Origin of the sequence: Sodalis sp. C49, from assembly GCF_046352915.1 — a bacterium.
In the GTDB taxonomy this organism is placed as follows: domain Bacteria; phylum Pseudomonadota; class Gammaproteobacteria; order Enterobacterales; family Enterobacteriaceae; genus Acerihabitans.
The window spans coordinates 3,044,830-3,062,580 of the sequence record NZ_CP163303.1 but is presented as its reverse complement, the minus strand read 5'-3'; the positions used below and the strand labels follow the sequence as shown (position 1 = coordinate 3,062,580).

Annotated in this window: 18 protein-coding genes; 12 read left to right on the top strand and 6 right to left on the bottom strand. The window is 63.4% G+C overall.

Features of this window, described 5'->3' with window-relative positions; all coding sequences use genetic code 11:
• Positions 1 to 5 precede the first annotated feature (5 nt).
• Genes ABUK12_RS13815 through dhbA form a run of 3 tightly spaced genes read left to right on the top strand, consistent with a single transcriptional unit; the run spans position 6 to position 3,250 of the window.
• Complete coding sequence (locus ABUK12_RS13815) at positions 6 to 1,637, top strand: (2,3-dihydroxybenzoyl)adenylate synthase (RefSeq protein ID WP_410016647.1); 1,632 nt, start codon at positions 6 to 8, stop codon at positions 1,635 to 1,637.
• On the top strand, positions 1,638 to 2,495 hold the full coding sequence (locus ABUK12_RS13810; protein WP_410012399.1) for an isochorismatase family protein: 858 nt from the start codon (positions 1,638 to 1,640) through the stop codon (positions 2,493 to 2,495). It begins immediately after the preceding gene.
• Positions 2,492 to 3,250, top strand: coding sequence for a 2,3-dihydro-2,3-dihydroxybenzoate dehydrogenase (dhbA, locus tag ABUK12_RS13805; RefSeq protein ID WP_410012397.1), 759 nt, complete (start codon positions 2,492 to 2,494; stop codon positions 3,248 to 3,250). Before ABUK12_RS13810 ends, dhbA begins: the two co-directional genes overlap by 4 nt.
• Positions 3,251 to 3,312: 62 nt before the next feature.
• Here dhbA and ABUK12_RS13800 read toward each other — a convergent pair whose 3' ends face one another.
• Complete coding sequence (locus tag ABUK12_RS13800; protein WP_410012396.1) at positions 3,313 to 4,068, bottom strand: IclR family transcriptional regulator; 756 nt, start codon at positions 4,066 to 4,068, stop codon at positions 3,313 to 3,315.
• Positions 4,069 to 4,153: 85 nt separating this feature from the next.
• Between ABUK12_RS13800 and ABUK12_RS13795 the strand changes: the two genes are divergently transcribed.
• The 5 genes from ABUK12_RS13795 to ABUK12_RS13775 are packed head-to-tail and all read left to right on the top strand — an operon-like array spanning position 4,154 to position 10,223.
• Positions 4,154 to 5,803: a hydantoinase B/oxoprolinase family protein gene (locus ABUK12_RS13795; protein ID WP_410012395.1), complete on the top strand. Its 1,650-nt coding sequence runs from the start codon at positions 4,154 to 4,156 to the stop codon at positions 5,801 to 5,803.
• Entirely contained in the window at positions 5,800 to 7,842 is a 2,043-nt protein-coding gene (locus ABUK12_RS13790) for a hydantoinase/oxoprolinase family protein (protein WP_410012394.1), read from the top strand. Before ABUK12_RS13795 ends, ABUK12_RS13790 begins: the two co-directional genes overlap by 4 nt.
• Before the next feature lie 25 nt (positions 7,843 to 7,867).
• Positions 7,868 to 8,647 carry a substrate-binding periplasmic protein gene (locus ABUK12_RS13785; protein WP_410012393.1) on the top strand — a complete coding sequence of 260 codons (780 nt, stop codon included), beginning with the start codon at positions 7,868 to 7,870 and terminating at the stop codon, positions 8,645 to 8,647.
• Between the two features lie 42 nt (positions 8,648 to 8,689).
• On the top strand, positions 8,690 to 9,484 hold the full coding sequence (locus ABUK12_RS13780) for an amino acid ABC transporter ATP-binding protein (protein ID WP_410016646.1): 795 nt from the start codon (positions 8,690 to 8,692) through the stop codon (positions 9,482 to 9,484).
• 49 nt (positions 9,485 to 9,533) lie between these two features.
• Positions 9,534 to 10,223 carry an amino acid ABC transporter permease gene (locus tag ABUK12_RS13775; RefSeq protein ID WP_410012392.1) on the top strand — a complete coding sequence of 230 codons (690 nt, stop codon included), beginning with the start codon at positions 9,534 to 9,536 and terminating at the stop codon, positions 10,221 to 10,223.
• A 4-nt stretch (positions 10,224 to 10,227) separates the two neighbouring features.
• On the opposite strand, the gene ABUK12_RS13770 is transcribed toward ABUK12_RS13775, so the two are convergent.
• Entirely contained in the window at positions 10,228 to 10,908 is a 681-nt protein-coding gene (locus ABUK12_RS13770; protein ID WP_410012391.1) for a TetR/AcrR family transcriptional regulator, read from the bottom strand.
• Between the two features lie 297 nt (positions 10,909 to 11,205).
• Here ABUK12_RS13770 and bhsA (ABUK12_RS13765) point away from each other — a divergent pair, with 297 nt between their 5' ends.
• A complete protein-coding gene (bhsA, locus tag ABUK12_RS13765) occupies positions 11,206 to 11,463 on the top strand; it encodes a multiple stress resistance protein BhsA (protein ID WP_410012390.1) in 258 nt (85 codons plus the stop codon).
• 119 nt (positions 11,464 to 11,582) lie between these two features.
• On the top strand, positions 11,583 to 11,840 hold the full coding sequence (gene bhsA / locus ABUK12_RS13760) for a multiple stress resistance protein BhsA (protein WP_410012389.1): 258 nt from the start codon (positions 11,583 to 11,585) through the stop codon (positions 11,838 to 11,840).
• 151 nt (positions 11,841 to 11,991) lie between these two features.
• Here the strand turns inward: bhsA (ABUK12_RS13760) and ABUK12_RS13755 are convergent, their stop codons facing one another.
• The 4 genes from ABUK12_RS13755 to ABUK12_RS13740 form a co-directional block, all read right to left on the bottom strand.
• A complete protein-coding gene (locus ABUK12_RS13755; protein ID WP_410012388.1) occupies positions 11,992 to 12,519 on the bottom strand; it encodes a DUF1993 family protein in 528 nt (175 codons plus the stop codon).
• Between the two features lie 171 nt (positions 12,520 to 12,690).
• On the bottom strand, positions 12,691 to 13,878 hold the full coding sequence (locus tag ABUK12_RS13750) for a DUF1615 domain-containing protein (RefSeq protein ID WP_410012387.1): 1,188 nt from the start codon (positions 13,876 to 13,878) through the stop codon (positions 12,691 to 12,693).
• 10 nt (positions 13,879 to 13,888) lie between these two features.
• On the bottom strand, positions 13,889 to 15,160 hold the full coding sequence (cytX, locus tag ABUK12_RS13745; RefSeq protein ID WP_410012386.1) for a putative hydroxymethylpyrimidine transporter CytX: 1,272 nt from the start codon (positions 15,158 to 15,160) through the stop codon (positions 13,889 to 13,891).
• Positions 15,161 to 15,236: 76 nt separating this feature from the next.
• Positions 15,237 to 15,740, bottom strand: a complete 504-nt coding sequence (locus ABUK12_RS13740) for a YgjP-like metallopeptidase domain-containing protein (protein WP_410012385.1) — start codon at positions 15,738 to 15,740, stop codon at positions 15,237 to 15,239.
• 275 nt (positions 15,741 to 16,015) lie between these two features.
• On the opposite strand from ABUK12_RS13740, the gene dhaK reads away from it, so the two are divergent.
• Entirely contained in the window at positions 16,016 to 17,086 is a 1,071-nt protein-coding gene (gene dhaK, locus ABUK12_RS13735) for a dihydroxyacetone kinase subunit DhaK (RefSeq protein WP_410012384.1), read from the top strand.
• 15 nt (positions 17,087 to 17,101) lie between these two features.
• Positions 17,102 to 17,734 (top strand): dihydroxyacetone kinase subunit DhaL, encoded by a 633-nt coding sequence (gene dhaL / locus ABUK12_RS13730; RefSeq protein WP_410012383.1) that lies wholly within the window; start codon positions 17,102 to 17,104, stop codon positions 17,732 to 17,734.
• Positions 17,735 to 17,751: the final 17 nt, after the last annotated feature.

The window sequence follows — 17,751 nt, the reverse complement described above, 5'->3', positions numbered from 1 at the left end:
AGATGATGAGCATTGTATTTAACCGTTGGCCGGATGAGTTCGCGGCCCGCTACCGCGCCAGGGGATACTGGCTGGACTTACCCCTGACCGATATTATCGACCGCCGTAAAGACAGCGGCGCGCTGGCGGTGGCCTGCGGCGAGCGCCGCCTGAGCTACCGGGATGTCAACACCTTGTCCGACCGGCTGGCCGCGGCCCTTGCCCGGCGCGGGCTGGCGGCGGGGGATACCGCGCTGGTGCAGCTGGGCAACGTGGCGGAATTTTACCTGGTGCTGTTCGCCCTGCTGAAAATCGGCGTGGCGCCGGTAAATGCCCTGTTCAGCCACCAGCGCAGCGAACTTACCGCCTATGCGCTGCAAATCAGGCCGGCGCTGCTGATTGCCGACCGGCAGCATGGGCTGTTCAGCGATAATGGCTTTATCGATGAACTGCGGCGGCAGCATCCGTCGCTGCGGGTGGTGGCGATGCGCGGCGACGACGCGCCGCAAACAAGTTTACAGGCATTATTCGACGAAGCGCCGGGCGCGTTCACCGCCGCCCCGTCGCCCGCCGACGAGGTGGCCTTTTTCCAGCTGTCCGGCGGCAGCACCGGCACGCCGAAGCTGATTCCGCGCACCCATAACGACTACTACTACAGTATTCGCGCCAGCGTGGACATCTGCCGTTTCGATGAGGATACCCGCTACCTGTGCGCGCTGCCCGCGGCCCATAACTACCCGCTGAGCTCGCCGGGCGCGCTGGGCGTGTTTTACGGCGGCGGCAGCGTGGTACTGGCCAGCGATCCGAGCGCCAACGTCTGTTTCCCGCTGATAGCGCAGCACCGGATCACCGTCACCGGGCTGGTGCCGCCCGCCGTGACGCTGTGGCTGCAGGCGATGGAACAATGGGGCGACAGCGGGCAGCTGGCCAGCCTGCAATTATTGCAGGTCGGCGGCGCCAAGCTTGGCGAGGCCCTGGCCGCGCGCATTCCGGCGGAGCTGGGCTGCCGGCTGCAGCAGGTGTTCGGCATGGCCGAAGGGCTGGTGAACTACACCCGGCTGGACGATGACGACGAACATATCTTTACCACCCAGGGCCGTCCGATATCGCCGGATGATGAAGTCTGGGTGGCCGACGGGCAGGGCAATCCGCTGCCGCCGGGCCGCGTGGGACGCCTGATGACGCGCGGGCCCTATACGTTTCGCGGCTATTACCAAAGCCCGGAGCACAACGCCGCGGCGTTTGACGCCGACGGGTTTTATTGTTCCGGCGATTTAATCGAGCTGACGGACGACGGCTACCTGAAAGTACAGGGACGCGAAAAAGACCAGATCAACCGCGGCGGGGAAAAGATTGCCGCCGAAGAAGTCGAGAACCTGTTGCTGCGCCATCCGCACGTGGTGAATGCGGCCCTGGTATCCATGACCGATGCGCTGATGGGGGAAAAGAGCTGCGCCTATATTGTCGTCACGCAGGAGATCAAACCGGTGGCGCTGCGCCGCCATTTGCGCCAGCTGGGGGTGGCGGAATTTAAACTGCCCGACCGTTTTGAACGGGTGGACGCCTTGCCCCTTACGCCGGTGGGCAAGGTCGATAAAAAACGACTGCGCCTGCTGATCGACGCCGCCACCGCCACCCCCGCCACAGGAGAAAAATAAATGGCCATCCCGAAACTGGTTTCCTATGCCATGCCCACTCCGGCGGAACTGCCCGCCAATAAGGTCAACTGGGCCTTTGAGCCGCAGCGCGCGGCGCTGCTTATCCATGATATGCAGGACTATTTCCTTAACTTTTGGGGCGGGGACAGCGCGCTGGTCAGCCGGCTGGTGGAGAATATCGCCGCCCTGCGCCGCTACTGTAAATCGCAGGGCATTCCGGTGTTTTACACCGCCCAGCCGGCGCGGCAGAGCGAGGAAGATCGCGGGCTGTTAAACGATATGTGGGGGCCGGGGTTAAACCAGTATCCCGAACAGCAGGCGGTCATCGCCGCCCTCGCGCCCGACGCCGATGACCAGGTCCTGGTCAAATGGCGTTACAGCGCCTTTCACCGCGCCCCGCTGGCGGATATGCTGGCCGAGCGCGGCCGCAACCAGCTTATTATCTGCGGCGTTTATGCGCATATCGGCTGCCTGATGACCGCCGCCGATGCGTTTATGCGCAATATCAAACCGTTGCTGGTGGCGGACGCCCTGGCCGATTTTACCCGCGACGACCATCTGATGGCCCTGCGTTATGCCGCCGGCCGCTGCGGGCGCGTGCTGATGACCGCCGATTTGTTGCCGGCGCCCATCAGCAAGGCGCACCTGCGCGCGCTGATCCTGCCGATGCTCGACGACGACTGCGGTGATTTGGGCGATGATGACAACCTGATCGACTACGGCCTGGATTCGGTGCGCATCATGACGCTGGCCACCCGCTGGCGGCAGGCGCGCGCGGGGCTGGATTTTGTCGCGCTGGCGCGGAACCCGACCCTTAACGGCTGGTGGCAATTACTGGCGCCGGAGCATAACGTATGACTATCAGCCTGGATTTCAGCGGTAAGCGCGTCTGGGTGACCGGCGCCGGTCAGGGCATCGGCTACCAGACCGCGCTGGCGTTCAGCGAGGCCGGAGCCGACGTGGTCGGACTGGACCGGCGCTTTGCCGGCGACGGCTACCCGTTTCGCACGCAATTGCTGGATATCACCGATGCCCCCCAGGTCGGACGGGTGTGCGGGGCGCTGCTTGAGGAAAACCCACGGCTGGATGTCCTGGTCAACGGCGCCGGCATCCTGCGCATGGGGGCCACCGATAGCCTGGACCTCCAGGACTGGCAAGACTGCATGGCGGTCAACGCCGGCGGCGCGTTTAACCTTTTTCACCATACCCTGCCGGTATTTCGCCGCCAGCGGGCAGGCGCCATCGTCAGCATCGCCTCCAACGCCGCCCACGTGCCGCGCGTGGGCATGTCCGCCTACTGCGCCTCGAAAGCGGCGCTGAGAAGCCTGTGCATGACCGTCGGGCTGGAAATGGCGCCGTTCGGAGTGCGCTGCAACCTGGTGTCGCCCGGCTCGACCGATACGCCGATGCAGCGCGGCCTGTGGCAAAGCGCGGATGCGGAACAGCGGACCATTGCCGGTTTTCCCGGGCAATTCAAGCTGGGCATTCCGCTGGGGAAAATCGCCCGGCCGCGCGAGATTGCCGACGCGGTGCTGTTCCTGGCCTCGGAACATGCCGGCCATATTACCTTGCAGGATATCGTCATCGACGGCGGCGCGACCCTTGCCGCCTGATGCCGTTGCGGCCCGCCGGGCGCTAATGCCGGCGGACGTGTTTCATCGCCGGCCGGCCTGCTTCAGTGCCAGCCCAGCCGGTTGCTCAATACTAGTGCATGGCGTTTCACCGCCGCGATAATATCCTCGCGCCGCTCGGCAAAACGGCTGGAAAGGGCCGCCACATTCAGCGCGGCCACGGTTTCCCCCTTGGCGTTCAGCACCGGCGCCGCCACCCCCGAACCGCCAATATCCATCTCCTGATCCGACACCGCGAAGCCCTCCCGGCGGGCCTTGGCGATATGCTGGCGGATAAGATCGCGGTCCACCAGGGTATGCCGGGTGTATTGCACGATGCGTTCATGGGCGAGGTAACGCTCGATCTGGCCGTCGTCCCGGGCGGCCAGCAGGGCGCGCCCCATGGCGGTGCAATAAGACGGCAGGCAACTGCCCAGCGGCGACTCGTAACGCACCGGTTGGGTGCCGCTGCAACGCTCCAGGGTTTTCAGCCGGCAATCGTGGTTCAGCACCCCGAGCATGATGGTTTCGCCGCAGCCGTCGCGCAGTTCGCGCATCACCGGCCCGGCCAGTTCAATCAGCCTGGCCTCCGGCCCGCAGATCCAGCCCGGGCCGTTGCGGTACGTGTCGCTCAGCGTATACCGATCCGCCTCGCCGCGCACCGCATAGCCGCGCGCCACCAGGGTCGCCAGCAGGTTATGGGTGCTGCTTTTCGGGTAGCCCAACTCGTCCACCACCTCTTTCAGGGCGAGCGGTTTTTCCGCCTGCGCCAGCAGTTCGAGTACTTCCAATACGCGCACCGCGCTTTTGACTTCGTTCATGTATGTGAACCCTATTCTTGTTGCTGAACTTATTTTTACTGTGTTAGAACTCGGAACACAATCTTTTCCTGATACGGGATCCGCGATGAACCAAACAGCGCCGCTGGACCAGATAGCCATCGAGCTTGTCCGCAACGCCTTCCATTCCATCTGCGATGAAATGGCCGAGTCGCTGGTGCGTTCCAGCCACTCGCCGAATATCAAGGAGCGGCGCGACTGCTCATGCAGCGTCTATGACGTGGCCGGCGATATCGCCGTGCAGGCGGAGCATATTCCCATCCATCTCGGTGTGATGGCGGGGGCGCTGCGCCATATCCTGGCGGCGTTCCCGGCGGCGGAGATGGCGCCGGGAGACGTGTTCCTGGTCAACGATCCGTATTATGGCGCCAATCACCTGCCGGATTTTATCGTCGCGGGGCCCTTGTTCGCCGGCGGCCGGATGGTCGGCTTCGGCGCCAGCATGGCGCACCATACCGACGTGGGCGGCCTGACGCCGCGCAGCATGCCCGCCACCGCCACCGAGATCTTCCATGAGGGCCTGCGCATCCCGCCGGTGAAGCTGGCGGCCGCCGGCCTGGTGGATAACAATATCCTGACCATTATCGCCGCCAACTCGCGCCTGCCCGACGAGCGCATGGCGGATCTCGGCGCGCAAATCGCCACCATCCGCGTCGCCCAGAGCCGCATTGACGAACTGGCGCGCCGCTATGATACCGATCAGCTACGTTACGCCCTGGCCGAGATTATCCGCCGGTCGGAGGCGGCGACCCGCGCCTGTATCGCCGCGCTGCCCGACGAGATTTGGTACGGCGCGGCGGCGGCGGATTTCGGCGGCGAGATGATCCCGCTGCGGGTGGCGCTTTCCCATCAGGGCGATCGCCTGAAGATTGATTTCTCCGGCAGCGGCCCGCAGACCAACAGCCCGTTTAATTCCTGCCTGGCCAATACGCTGGCCTGCGTGTACATGGCCATCCGCATCACCCTGGCGCAGGGCATCCCGGCCAACGCCGGCATGTACCGCGCCCTTGAAATCGCCATTCCCGCGGGTTCCATTCTCAACCCCGTTTTCCCGGCGGCCATTTCCGCCGCCACCCAGGTGTCCTATCATACCTTTGAGGCGCTGATGGACGCGCTGTCCGCCTTTGCGCCGGAACGGGTGCTGGCCGGCACCGGCGGCGGCGGGGTGTTTTCTTTCGGCGGCATGAACCCGCTGACCGGCCGGCTTTTTGCCTATGGCGAGGCGCTGGGCGGCGGTTCGGGCGCCAGCAACGTGGCCGACGGCGAGAGCGGCATGATCCCGCCGGTGGCCAATTTGCACGACACGCCGGTGGAAGTGCTGGAAATGAGTTTGCCGGTGCGTATTTTACGTTATGAACTGGTGCCGGGTTCCGCAGGCGCCGGACGCCAGCGCGGCGGCTTTGGCCTGCGCCGGGAATTCCAGGTGCTGACGCCGGTGCGCTGCTCTTTCCAGGTCAGCATGCCCACGCACGGGCCGGGCGGCCTGCTGGGCGGCGGCGCCGGCGCGCCGACGCGCATTACCGTCACCGCACCGGACGCCGCGCCGTTGCCCATCACGGGTTTTAGCGAACTCTCCGCGGCGGCGGGCACGGTCATCCGGGTGGAAACGGCGGGCGGCGGCGGCTACGGCCCGCCGTGCGAACGCGCCGCGCCGGCGCGCGCGCAGGACCGGCTATACGGCTATGGCGATATCCACATCAGGGAGGCTCAGGCATGAGCGGATTACTGGCCGCCGTTGACGTCGGCGGCACCTTTATCGACGTGGTGGTGACCAATCCCGCCACCGGCGAAACCCGCATCGCCAAAGTCCTTCACCGCAAGGGCGATCAGGGCAATGACATCCTGGCGGCGCTGGACGGGCTGGCGCGGCAGATGAATGCCGGCGCCGCCGACATCGATGCCGCGGTGGTGGGCACCACCGTGGTGACCAATGCCTTGCTGGAAGGCGCGCTGGCCAAGACCGCCCTGGTGACCACGGCGGGCTTTCGCGATGTGCTGGAAATTGCCCGCATGACCCGGCCGTCCTCCTATGATTTGCACGCCCGGCGCGCGCCGGTGGTGGCGCCCCGGCATTTGCGCCTGGAGGTGCCGGAACGCCTCGATCATCGTGGCGAGGTGCTGCTGCCCCTGGATGAGGCCGCGCTGGACCGCTGTATCGAACAGCTGCTTGAGGAAAAAGTGGAGGCGGTGGCGGTCAGCCTGCTGTTTTCCTTCGTCAATCCCGACCATGAGCGGCGTATCCTGGAAAAGCTGGCGGTGCTGGGGGTGCCGGTCTCGTTGTCCTCCGACGTGTTGCCGGTATTCCGCGAATACGAACGCACCGCCACCACGGTGCTGAACGCCGCCACCATGCCGGTGATGGCGCAGTTTTTAGCCGGCCTGCAAACCCTGAAAGACCAGGGACCGGCCCGGGCCTTTATCATGGGATCGGCCGGCGGCTGCCTGACCTTTGCCGAAGCCCGCCGTTTCCCGATAAAATGCGCCATGTCCGGCCCCGCCGGCGGGGCGGTGGGCGCGCTGGATCTCTGCGCCCGCCATGGCCTGGGGGAAGCGCTGACGCTGGATATCGGCGGCACCAGTTCGGATATCGCCCTGCTGCGCAACGGCGCCATCCCGGTGACCGACGAGCGGGCGATCGGCGGCTATCCGGTGGCGGTGGCCTCGGCGGAAATTGAAACCATCGGCGCCGGCGGCGGTTCGATAGCGTATCTGGACCGCGCCGGATCCCTGAAGGTCGGGCCGCGCAGCGCCGGCTCGACGCCGGGGCCGGTGAGCTACGGCCGCGGCGGCGAACTGCCCACCGTCACCGACGCGCATGTGGCGCTCAATCGCCTGGGGGTCGACAGCATGCTCGGCGGCGGATTCCCCCTCGACCGGGAGGCGGCCGTCGCCGCCATCGGACGGCATATCGCCGCGCCCCTGGGCGTCAGCTGGCAGCGGGCGGCGCACGGCATATTGCAAATCACCACCGCCAATATCGTGCGCGCCATCCGCGCCATGTCGGTGGAACGCGGTCACGATCCGCGCGCCATGACGCTTATCGCCTTCGGCGGCGCCGGCCCGCTGCACGCCGTCGACGTGGCGCGCGCGCTTGAGATTCCGCGCGTGCTGATCCCGTATTTTTCCGGCGTGTTTTCGGCCCACGGTATTTTGTCGGTGGATATCGCCTATGACGCCCAGCGCACCTGGCTGCGGGAGCTGTCCGCCATCGATGCCCACGCACTGGCGGAACTGACCGACGAGATGCTCGGCGCGCTGCTGGCCCGCGCCGCCGAAGACGGGTTTAGCGCCGGCGACCTGGCCATCGCCTGGTCGGCCGACCTGCGCTATCGCGGCCAGTCCCATGCGCTGACCGTGGCGCTGCCGTCGCCGGACGCGGCGGGCCTGGCCGTCAGCCGCTCGGCGTTTTTGGCCGAGCATCTGCTGCGCTACGGCCACGCCTCCGCCACTGCGGCGGTGGAGCTGCTCAACCTGCGGCTGAAAATCAGCCGGCCGCGCGGGGGCGGCGGCGAGGTCGGCGCCGCGCCCGCGACGGCGGCCGAACCGGCCGGTCAACGCGATATCTGGCTTGATGAGGCCGAATGCGTCGCCTGCCCGGTCTATCAGCGCGCCACGCTGCCGGACCACTGGCGCGCCACAGGCCCGCTGGTGATTGAACAGTTCGACGCCGTGACCGTACTCGGCCGCGGCGATATCGCCGAGGTCCTGCCCGGCACGCGCGCCTTATCGATTCGCATCCACCCACACACCGACTGAAACCATTCACCCGAAGGAGCACCCTATGAGATTTTCTGCTAAGCACGGCGCGGCGCTGATTGTACTGGCCGCCAGCCTGACCGTCGCCGCCCTGTCGGCCCAGGCGCAGGGCCTGACCCAGCTGCGCGTTGGCGCCGATCCCAGCTACCGGCCGATATCCTTCGTCGATCCGTCGGGCAAGCTTATCGGTTTCGACGCCGATTTCGCCGCCGCCCTCGGCCAGCATATGGGGGTGCCGGTGTCCTATGAGGGCATGGCGTGGGACGGTATTATCCCGGCGCTCCAGGGCGGAAAAATAGACGCCATCACCAATCTGGTAATAAGCGACGAGCGCAAGAAAGTCGTGGCGTTTTCCCAGCCGATCATGACGCAAACGATTGTCGCGGTGGTGCGCGCCGACAGCCAGCATCCGCAGGCGACCGCCGCCGACTTGCCGGGGCTTAAGGTCGGGGTGATGGTCAACACTGCCGCCGCCACCGCGCTGCAGGGCATGAAGGGGGTAACGCCGGCCACCTATAACACCGTGGTGGACGCCTATAATGATCTGATGCTCGGGCGCATCGACGTGGTGGCGGTGGAAAGCGTTAATGGTACCTATATTGCCGCCAGCCAGTATGCCGGCAAGCTGAAAGTGGTGCCGAAGCCGCTCACCGACGATGTGAAGCTGAACGGCGTGGCGCTGCGCAAGCAGGATACCGACGGGCTGGCGCAGGTTAACGCCGCCATTGATAAAATGAAGTCGGACGGCACCCTGGCCGCCATCGCCACCAAGTGGTTCGGCAATACCCTGAATGTGCCACACTGATTGTACTGCCAACGTTACCCATGAGGTCAACAGATGCCGGAAATGACGGAAACGCCGTCGGTGGCGCCAGAGCCGCCGATCCTGCGGATTAGCCAGCTCTGCAAGTCGTTTAACGGCGTGCCTGTCCTGACCGATGTCAATCTTGATATCGCGCGCGGGGAAACCGTGGCGGTGATTGGCCCCAGCGGGGCCGGCAAGACCACGTTGCTGCGCTGCGTCAATTTTTTAAATACCTACGACAGCGGCAGCGTGACCCTGCGCGGCGAGCAAATCGGCTACCGGCAGCTGGGCAACCGCCGGGTGGAGGATAGCGACGCCAATATCAGCCGGATGCGCCGTAAAACCGGCATGGTGTTTCAGCGGTTTGCGCTGTTTCCGCACCTGAGCGTGCTGGAAAACCTGATTGAGGGACCGACGCGGGTGCTGGGACAATCCCATCGCGAGGCGGTGGCGCGCGCGACCGCGACGCTTGCGTCCGTGGGACTGGCGGATAAGGCCCATGCCTACCCGGCCCGGCTTTCCGGCGGCCAGCAGCAGCGGGTCGGCATTGCGCGCGCCCTGTGTATGGAACCGGACGTGCTGCTGTTTGACGAGGTGACCTCGGCGCTGGACCCGGAACTGGTGGGCGAGGTGCTGGCGGTGATGCGCCGCCTCAGCGAGGAGGGGCGTACCATGCTGATGGTCACCCACGAGCTGCGCTTTGCCCGCGATGTGGCCGATCGCATCGTGTTTATGGAGCAGGGACGCGTGGTGGCCGACCTGCCGGCCCGGCAGTTTTTTGCCGAGCCGCCCAACGAGCGTATCCGGGCGTTCCTGACGGCCAGCGAGGCAAAATAAGCGCGCCGGCGACGGCAATATTTAATCTTGATACAGGATGGCGCGGGTTATGATGGAATTTGTGGCGGCCTATTCGCCGCTGTATTTGCAGGGCGTGCTGGTCGGTCTTTCTTTAACCGTCTTCGCTATGGCAGGCGCCCTGGTCATCGGTTTGCTGGTGGCGCTCGGGCGTTTATCCCGGCGGATGCCGGTGCGGCTGTTTTGTCTGGCGTATGTCACTGTTTTTCGCGGCGTGCCGCCGCTGGTATTGCTGTATCTGGTGTATTTCGGCTTGCCGGCCTGGGCCAGCCAGGCCGGCAGCCCGCTGCTGATAAGCCTGCTCAGCCCGCTGGATAACCGGCTGCTGGCGGCGACCCTGGCGTTTGCGGTTAACGCCGGCGCCTATACCGCGGAAAGCATTCGCGCCAGCATTACCTCGATTCACAGCGAGCAGATGGAGGCCGCCCGCTCCATCGGCATGACCTATCCGCAGGCCATGCGGCGCATTATCCTGCCGCAGGCGCTGCGGGTGGCGTTTCCGCCGTTGTGTAATGAGTTTATCATCGTGCTTAAGGGAACGTCGCTGGCGTCGGTTATCGGCGTTACCGAGCTGATGCGCAATGCCCAGATGGTGGCGTCGGCCACGTTCCTTAATCTTCAGGCCTACCTGCTGGCCGCCGCGTTTTATGTGGTGCTGGTGATCCTGCTGCAAGTGCTCGCCAGCGCCGTCGAACGCCGCCTGAGCCTGCCGAAAGGCTAAGGCGCTACGCTTTACTCTCCTTGCCCCTCATTCCCGCGTCAGGCTTGGGTACGGTCAGCGCCGGCCAAACCGCCATCCAGGTGGCCGCGATGGCGTGCAGATCATCCCGGCTGGCGCCTTCGCGCGCCTGTACCGACATGCCGTGCAGCGCGCAGACCAGATTCTTGGCCAGGCCTGCCGCGTCAATATCCGCCGCCAGCTCTCCCGTCGTCTGGCGCTGGCGGAAAAATGCCAGCAGCATATCCTCCTGCCGGTGATGGCGGGCGCGCAGCATCAGCGCCACGTTGTGCGAGGACGAAGACAGCGCCGCAGAGGTGCAGATTAAAAAGCAGCCCGGCGGCAGCGTCTCATTGGTAAACATCGCTGCGGCGTCGCGCAGGTAATCCCGCAGTACCTCATCCAGCGGGCGGCCCGCATCGGCCAGCAGGTTTTTACCCCGCTCGGCGTACAGCGCGATATAACGTTCGGCGGCGGCGCGAAACAGCCCCTCCTTATTACCAAACGCGCTATAAAGCGTCGGCGCCTTGGCGCCGGTGGCCGCCACCAGATCGGACATGGAGGTGGCTTCATAGCCATGGCGCCAGAACAGTTCCAGCGCTTTATCCAGGGCGCACTCCCGGCTGAACTGTTTTGGCCGGCCCGGTCCTTTGGCGGTTTTGACACACGCAGTCAGATGTGTGTCCATAAAATCCTCTCTTAATGATGGTGATGTATCAGTATATAATTAACGATCATTAAGAAAATTACAAGCACCACGTGGCAACGCAGGGAGGTGACGCATTGCCAAGGGGGTCGTAAAGGGGATAAAGACAAAAAATTTTCAACTTTAATCGTATTATTATCAGTTGCTTAACTATTAAATTAACGATCGATAATAAAAATAAGTTGCGTGCCGCGCCGCGGGAGGATAGTATTTAGTTATCGAACGTTAAGAAATTAACGTCGCCAACTGAATCCTGACTAACTTTAGAGAGTACACATCATGAAAAACGTAAAATATGCCGTTGCCGCCATCGCCCTGAGCGTTGTTTCTTTCAGTAGCTTCGCCGCCGACCTGGTTAACGCCGCACCGGCCGACCAACAGCAGGTCGGGGTGATTTCCGCCACCGGCGGCAGCAACCTGTCCTCGCTGGAAAGCCAACTGGCCGATAAAGCCGCGCAGTCCGGCGCCAAGTCGTTCCAGATCACCTCGACTACCGGCCAGAATAACCTGCACGGCACCGCGGTGATTTATCAATAAGTGTGGCCGGCCGCGGGGCCTATCCCCCGCGCCGCAGATAAATAACAAACCCACAATCGTTAATTATGCGCTTACCCGCGGATAATGATAATGTCATTTGAATACAGAGAGTCGCTATCATGAAAAACGTAAAATATGCCGTTGCCGCCATCGCCCTGAGCGCTATTTCCTTCGGTAGCTTCGCCGCCGACCTGGTTAATTCAGCGCCGGCCAACCAGCGCCAGGTCGGGGTGATTTCCGCCACCGGCGGCAGCAACCTGTCCTCGCTGGAAAGCCAGCTGGCCGATAAAGCCGCCCAGTCCGGCGCCAAGTCGTTCCAGATCACCTCGACCACCGGTCAGAATAACCTGCACGGCACCGCGGTTATTTATGAATAATATAAAAAGAACGGAAGCGCCGTTTAACCGGCCTTCCGTTCTTTTTTATTCGCTATTATTGCGCCGTCAGCGCGGCGTCTTAATAGTTTCTCCCGCCGTTAACCTCCCTGTTTATCCGCCGCGTTCGCGTGCTCATCGCTTGTCAAATCACTTATTCAAATGAACCCAGATAATCGCTTTTACCTATAGCCAGGCCCTGGTTACGCAGGATGTCATAGGCCGTGGTGATATGGAAAAACAGGTTCGGCAACGCCAGGCGGAATAAATAATCATAGCCGGTGAAGGTTTTCGCCGTACCGCGCATATTCATCACGATGGGCCTTTCGCCGCTATGGGCAAACTGATCCTGGGACAGGCTGTTGAGGTAGGTGATGGTTTTGGCGATACGCTCCTGCAACTGCTCAAAGGTGGTCTCGGTATCGGGAAAACTGGGAATGTCGCCGCCGGACAGGCGCGCCGCGCAGGATTTTGCCGCGTCGCTGGACGACTGCACCTGCCGGGCCAGGCTGAACATATCGGGGGCCAGGCGGGCGTTGACCAGTTGGGATTCGTCGATGCCCTGCTCGGCGGCGTAAGCGACCGCTTTATGCAGCAGCGCGGACAGATTGTTCAGTGCCCGGATAAATACCGGGATCGAAGCCTGGTAGTAGGTCAGGTCATGTTGTGCCGGATTAGCCATTTTTCGTCTTCTCATCGTTATCGGACATCAGGATAGACAGCGGGCCGTTGATTCTGCCCGCCATCAACTTAGGGCGCGGCATCCGGCCCGTCAATGTTTTTTTAACGATCGCTATGAAATGTGATAACCCGGCGGCATTGGTTTCAGGTACAGCATACGCAGGCCAACGCCTCAGCCGGCCCGGTCGCGGGCCAGGCAGGCCAGGCGCCGTTCATCAACCCGTTTGGCGAACCAGGCGGTGGTCAGCTTGCGGGTTATTTTCGGGCTTTCCAGGGTAATGCCCGGCAGTATGGCGCGCGGCAACGGCTGGCCCTGGGTTTTATCGGCCAGGGCAAACACGCGCCGGTAAAGATCCGTTTCTTCAAAATCCAAACGTTCGCCCTTTTCCAGCGCCCGGCGGATGGCCGCGTCGCCGATATCCAGACGCTTGCCGATCGCCCGTACGGCCAGTTCCGTGGCGCTCGCCGCATCCGACCCATAGTTAACCAGATCGCCGTCAAGCGCCAGCTGCTTGCCGGAGAGGCGATTGACGGCATTCTGGAACGCGGCGTTGCGGCTGGCATACCAGCCGGCGTTGAAATCGGCGAAGCGGAAGATCTGCCGGGGATAATGGGTAGGGTAGCCGAGTAAATGCACAATGCCGAAATACATGCCGCCGCGCCGGCTGAACACTTCGTGGCGGATCGAGCCCTCGATGGGGTAGGGATAGCCGTCGGCGTGTTCGGCGGCGAAGGCGATGCTGACCTGCATCGGCCCGCCGGTATGGACCGGGTTCAGGTTGCCGAACAGTTTTTGCCCCATCGGCACCATGCCGATAAAGTCCTCGAAAATGCCGCTCAGTTCCTTTTCATTGCGCACGTTGTCCAGGCGTTCGCTATAGGTCTTGCCGTTGGGCGAATTGATATGCAGCGCCGCATGGACCACGATCGCCGGGATATGCGCCTGCGCGGCGCGGCGGTCGATTTCATCCCAGGCTATCTTGCCCAGGCCCGCTACCGGCGCGTCGGCCTGCAGCCCTGATTCCTGCTGGGCTACCGCCAGTACCGAGCAGATATTCTCGCTATTGGGGTCGATATTGCGAACGGCGAACGCCGTATAGATATCCTTGGCCCAGCCCGCGCGATCGGCGGTATTGGCCGGCAGTAACCGGATGATATGCGCCTGGACGTCCGCCGGCTGCGGCTTGGCGGGCTGGCGCTGCTGGCTGCCGCAGCCGGCCAGCGCCAGCAGCAGGGCGATGCCCGCCCAGGGGCGGCAGGCGCGCGATAATGCCGCCGCCGGGCGGTTTCCCGCTTGGCCGCCGATCCTGTCGGCGACCTGGGCAACAGGTGAAAATGAGATAACGCGGTATAAAAGCATGGCTTTCCTGTTAAACCTGACGGGGACGGCGGGACAACGCACAATGCAGCAGCCCCGAGATAAGCAGCGCCGGCAGGGTGGCGCCCACCTGCGGCAACCAGTGCGACATGGCCTGGTAGACCGCGATGCCGCAGACCCAGGCCAGGAAGGCCCGCCATGACAAGGCGGCGCCCGGGGCCAGGTCATGGCGGCGGCGCACCAGGAAATGTTCCACCAGCACCACGCCGAACAGGGGCGCGAACACCGACCCGATCAGCAGCAGAAAGTTTTCATACTGCGACAGCGGCACCCGCCAGGCTATCAGCGTACAGGCCAGGCCGATAACCAGGGTCAGCGGTTTCACCCGCAGCGGCACCAGCAGCGCCGACGACAGAGCCGCCGAATGGATATCGGCAAAGGCGTTTTCATTTTCATCGATAAGGATAAGCAAAAGGGGAATGCCCATGGCGGCGCCCGATAACGCCACCAGCAGCGCGCTGGTATCGTTATTGCTGACGAACGCCAGGGCATAGGCGCCGCCCAGGGCCATGATCCACAGACTGCCGCACAGATAGCCGGCCAGGGTGCCGAAAAAGGTTTGCCGGGCGCTTTTGCCGAAACGGGTGTAATCCCCCACCAGCGGCAGCCAGGATAAAGCCATGGAAATCACGATATCGCAGCCCGCCGCAAACGGCAGCGTGCCGTCGCCGGCGCTGGCGGCCAGCGCGCCCATATCCGCCCGCCGCCATAACGACCAGCTCAGCCAGCCGCAGGCAATGATCAACAGCCAGATGCCGAAGCGCCGCAGCACCACCCGGATAAACGCCAGCGGCCCCGACAACGCCAGCGCCGTGGCGCACAGGCCGAACAGCCAGGTCCACAGAATGGGATTCGCCCACGGACTGCCGCCGCCCAGGGCGCGCGTCGCCAGCAGGCTGGCCGCGTCACGCATCATCACAATTTCAAACGCGCCCCAGCCGACCAACTGCAAAAAGTTGAGCAGCGCGGGTACCGACGCGCCGGTGTTACCCAGGCTGAAGGCCATGCCCGCCATGGACGATCGCCCGGTGTCATAACCGATAACGCCTGACAGCGCCAGCAGCACGCAGCCGGCCAGCGATCCGATGGCGATGGCGGACAGGGCGCCCAGCATGCCCAGGCCCGGCGTAAGAAGGGCGCCGGCCTGCAACACCGCCAGCCCCAGGCCTAAAGAGAACCATAAGGAAAAAAGGTCCCGCCAGCCCAATACGCGCCCGCCAGGGGCAATCAACCGGTCTGGGGCATAAGTATCACTGTTTTTCATGGGGTTATCTGTTCGCACAAGGATAAGCGAGCATAGCATAGCCCGCGCGCGCCGTCGGCTAATCCCGGCGCCGGCGTCAATCCGGCTTGCCTTGCAGCGCGAGCTGCGTCAGCCACAGGCGGGTATCGAATTCCAACTGGTGATAGCGCGGCTCCATATGGCAGCAAAGCTGATAGAACGCCTTGTCATGCTCTTTCTCTTTCAGGTGGGCCAGCTCATGCACCACGATCATGCGCAGAAAATCCGCCGGCGCGGTTTTGAATACCGTGGCGATGCGGATCTCCGCCTTGGCTTTCAGCCTGCCGCCCTGCACGCGCGATACCGCGGTGTGCAAACCCAGCGCATTCTTCAGCACGTGGATTTTACTGTCCCAGGCGACTTTATTGATCGGGGCCGCGTTGCGCAGGTAGCGGTTTTTCAGCTCCAGCGTATATGCGTACAGCGCCTTGTCGCTGGCGACCTCATGCGCGGCGGGATAGCGCTGCGCCAGCACCGCCGCCAGCCGCTGCTCCGCGATAAGCGTGCGCACCTGGGCGAGGAGGTGCTCCGGGTAACCCTGCAAATAGATAAGTGGTGTCATAAGTGCCCTGTTGCGCGGCAAAAGATGCCGACCCGGCTAAGGGTAACGGATCCCGGGTTTAAAACCAACGGCCGCGGCCGCGTCGCCCCGGTGTTATCGCCGGCCCGTAATGTGCGTCAGTTCACCCTCTGCCGCGCTACGCCCGCCTGATGTTCCAAAATGAAACCTTATCCGCGCCGCAACGTTCCAAAACGGAACTATTTACGTCGTTATCCCGTCCGGCCAAAGCTGCCTTATAGTCATGATCTATTCCTATTCATCTGGCGGAGCAGCGTATGAAAAAATTAATCAATAGCGTTGAAACGGTGTTGCAGGAACAGCTCAACGGCCTGGTAGAGGCGCATCCCACACTGGCATTGCACCAGGAACCGCTGTTTATCACCCGCGCCGACGCGCCGGTGGCGGGGCGGGTGGCGCTGATGTCCGGCGGCGGCAGCGGCCATGAGCCGATGCACTGCGGTTATATCGGCCAGGGTATGCTGGCCGGCGCCTGCCCCGGGGAAATCTTCACCTCGCCCACGCCGGATCAGATGTATGAATGCGGACAGGCGATTGACGGCGGCCAGGGCGTATTGATGCTGATTAAAAACTATACCGGCGATATCCTTAATTTCGAGACGGCGGCGGAATTGCTGCACGCCAGCGGCACGGCGGTGGCGACCCTGGTGGTCGACGATGACGTGGCGGTAAAGGACAGCCTGTTTACCACCGGGCGGCGTGGCGTGGCCAATACCGTGTTGCTGGAAAAATTGCTGGGCGCGGCGGCGGCGCGCGGCGACTCGCTCGATGATTGCGCGGCGCTTGGGGAGCGCATCAACAACCAGGGGCATTCCCTGGGCATCGCCCTGGGCGCCTGCACCGTGCCCGCCGCCGGCAAACCGTCGTTTGCGCTGGCGGACAACGAGATGGAATTCGGCATCGGCATCCACGGCGAGCCGGGCATCGAGCGCCGTCCGTTTATCTCGCTTAACGACACGGTGGATACCCTGTTCGCCACCCTGATCGAAAACGGCGGCTACCAGCGCACCCTGCGGCACTGGGATCGCCAGGCGGGCGATTGGCGTGAAACCCGCCAGTCCAAGCAGCCGTTGGCAAAAGGCGATCGGGTTATTGCGCTGGTCAATAACCTGGGGTCGACGCCGCTGTCGGAGCTGTATGGCGTCTGGCATCGCCTGGCGGAGCGCTGCGCGGCGTTCGGCCTGCAGGTGGAACGTAAATTAATCGGTTCCTATTGCACTTCGCTGGATATGCAAGGCATGTCCATCACCCTGCTGAAGGTGGATGACGCGCTGCTGGAACTGTGGGATGCGCCGGTCAACACGCCGGCCCTGCGCTGGGGCTGTTAATTTATGGAGGCAATAATGGTTATTACCAGACAGCATATCGTCAGTTGGCTGCAACTGTGCGCCGAGGTGTTCACCGAACAGCGGGACTTCCTTACCCAACTGGATTCGGATATCGGCGACGGCGATCACGGTCTGAATATGAACCGCGGTTTTAATAAGGTACTGGAGAAATTGCCTTCAGTCGCGGACAAGGATATCGGCTTTATCCTCAAGAATACCGGCATGACGCTGTTGTCGAGCGTGGGCGGCGCCAGCGGCCCGTTGTTCGGCACCTTCTTTATCCGCGCCGCCCAAAGCGCCAACGCCAAACAAAGCCTCGATTTGCCGGCCCTGTGCCAGATGCTGAAGGAGGGCGTGGAAGGGGTGGTCATGCGCGGCAAGGCTGAACCCGGTGACAAGACCATGTGCGACGTCTGGGTGCCGGTGGTCGAGCAACTGGAACAGGACAGCCGGGACCACCTGGCGTTGCCCGACGCCCTGCGCCAGGCCGTCGAGCGGGCGCAGCGGGCGCTGGAGTCCACCATCACCATGCAGGCGCGTAAAGGACGGGCCAGCTATCTGGGCGCACGCAGCATCGGCCACCAGGATCCCGGCGCCACCTCGGCGATGCTGATGATCCAGGCGCTTTACCAGGTGACGACCCGTTAGTCGCAGGCCCGGGCGGG

What these genes read in the sequence shown, in the direction of transcription:
- ABUK12_RS13815 (WP_410016647.1), top strand. Translation starts at nt 6, where the DNA reads ATGAGCATTGTATTTAACCGTTGGCCGGATGAGTTCGCGGCCCGCTAC.
- ABUK12_RS13810 (WP_410012399.1), top strand. Translation starts at nt 1,638, where the DNA reads ATGGCCATCCCGAAACTGGTTTCCTATGCCATGCCCACTCCGGCGGAA.
- dhbA (WP_410012397.1), top strand. Translation starts at nt 2,492, where the DNA reads ATGACTATCAGCCTGGATTTCAGCGGTAAGCGCGTCTGGGTGACCGGC.
- ABUK12_RS13800 (WP_410012396.1), bottom strand. Translation starts at nt 4,068, where the DNA reads ATGAACGAAGTCAAAAGCGCGGTGCGCGTATTGGAAGTACTCGAACTG.
- ABUK12_RS13795 (WP_410012395.1), top strand. Translation starts at nt 4,154, where the DNA reads ATGAACCAAACAGCGCCGCTGGACCAGATAGCCATCGAGCTTGTCCGC.
- ABUK12_RS13790 (WP_410012394.1), top strand. Translation starts at nt 5,800, where the DNA reads ATGAGCGGATTACTGGCCGCCGTTGACGTCGGCGGCACCTTTATCGAC.
- ABUK12_RS13785 (WP_410012393.1), top strand. Translation starts at nt 7,868, where the DNA reads ATGAGATTTTCTGCTAAGCACGGCGCGGCGCTGATTGTACTGGCCGCC.
- ABUK12_RS13780 (WP_410016646.1), top strand. Translation starts at nt 8,690, where the DNA reads ATGACGGAAACGCCGTCGGTGGCGCCAGAGCCGCCGATCCTGCGGATT.
- ABUK12_RS13775 (WP_410012392.1), top strand. Translation starts at nt 9,534, where the DNA reads ATGATGGAATTTGTGGCGGCCTATTCGCCGCTGTATTTGCAGGGCGTG.
- ABUK12_RS13770 (WP_410012391.1), bottom strand. Translation starts at nt 10,908, where the DNA reads ATGGACACACATCTGACTGCGTGTGTCAAAACCGCCAAAGGACCGGGC.
- bhsA (WP_410012390.1), top strand. Translation starts at nt 11,206, where the DNA reads ATGAAAAACGTAAAATATGCCGTTGCCGCCATCGCCCTGAGCGTTGTT.
- bhsA (WP_410012389.1), top strand. Translation starts at nt 11,583, where the DNA reads ATGAAAAACGTAAAATATGCCGTTGCCGCCATCGCCCTGAGCGCTATT.
- ABUK12_RS13755 (WP_410012388.1), bottom strand. Translation starts at nt 12,519, where the DNA reads ATGGCTAATCCGGCACAACATGACCTGACCTACTACCAGGCTTCGATC.
- ABUK12_RS13750 (WP_410012387.1), bottom strand. Translation starts at nt 13,878, where the DNA reads ATGCTTTTATACCGCGTTATCTCATTTTCACCTGTTGCCCAGGTCGCC.
- cytX (WP_410012386.1), bottom strand. Translation starts at nt 15,160, where the DNA reads ATGAAAAACAGTGATACTTATGCCCCAGACCGGTTGATTGCCCCTGGC.
- ABUK12_RS13740 (WP_410012385.1), bottom strand. Translation starts at nt 15,740, where the DNA reads ATGACACCACTTATCTATTTGCAGGGTTACCCGGAGCACCTCCTCGCC.
- dhaK (WP_410012384.1), top strand. Translation starts at nt 16,016, where the DNA reads ATGAAAAAATTAATCAATAGCGTTGAAACGGTGTTGCAGGAACAGCTC.
- dhaL (WP_410012383.1), top strand. Translation starts at nt 17,102, where the DNA reads ATGGTTATTACCAGACAGCATATCGTCAGTTGGCTGCAACTGTGCGCC.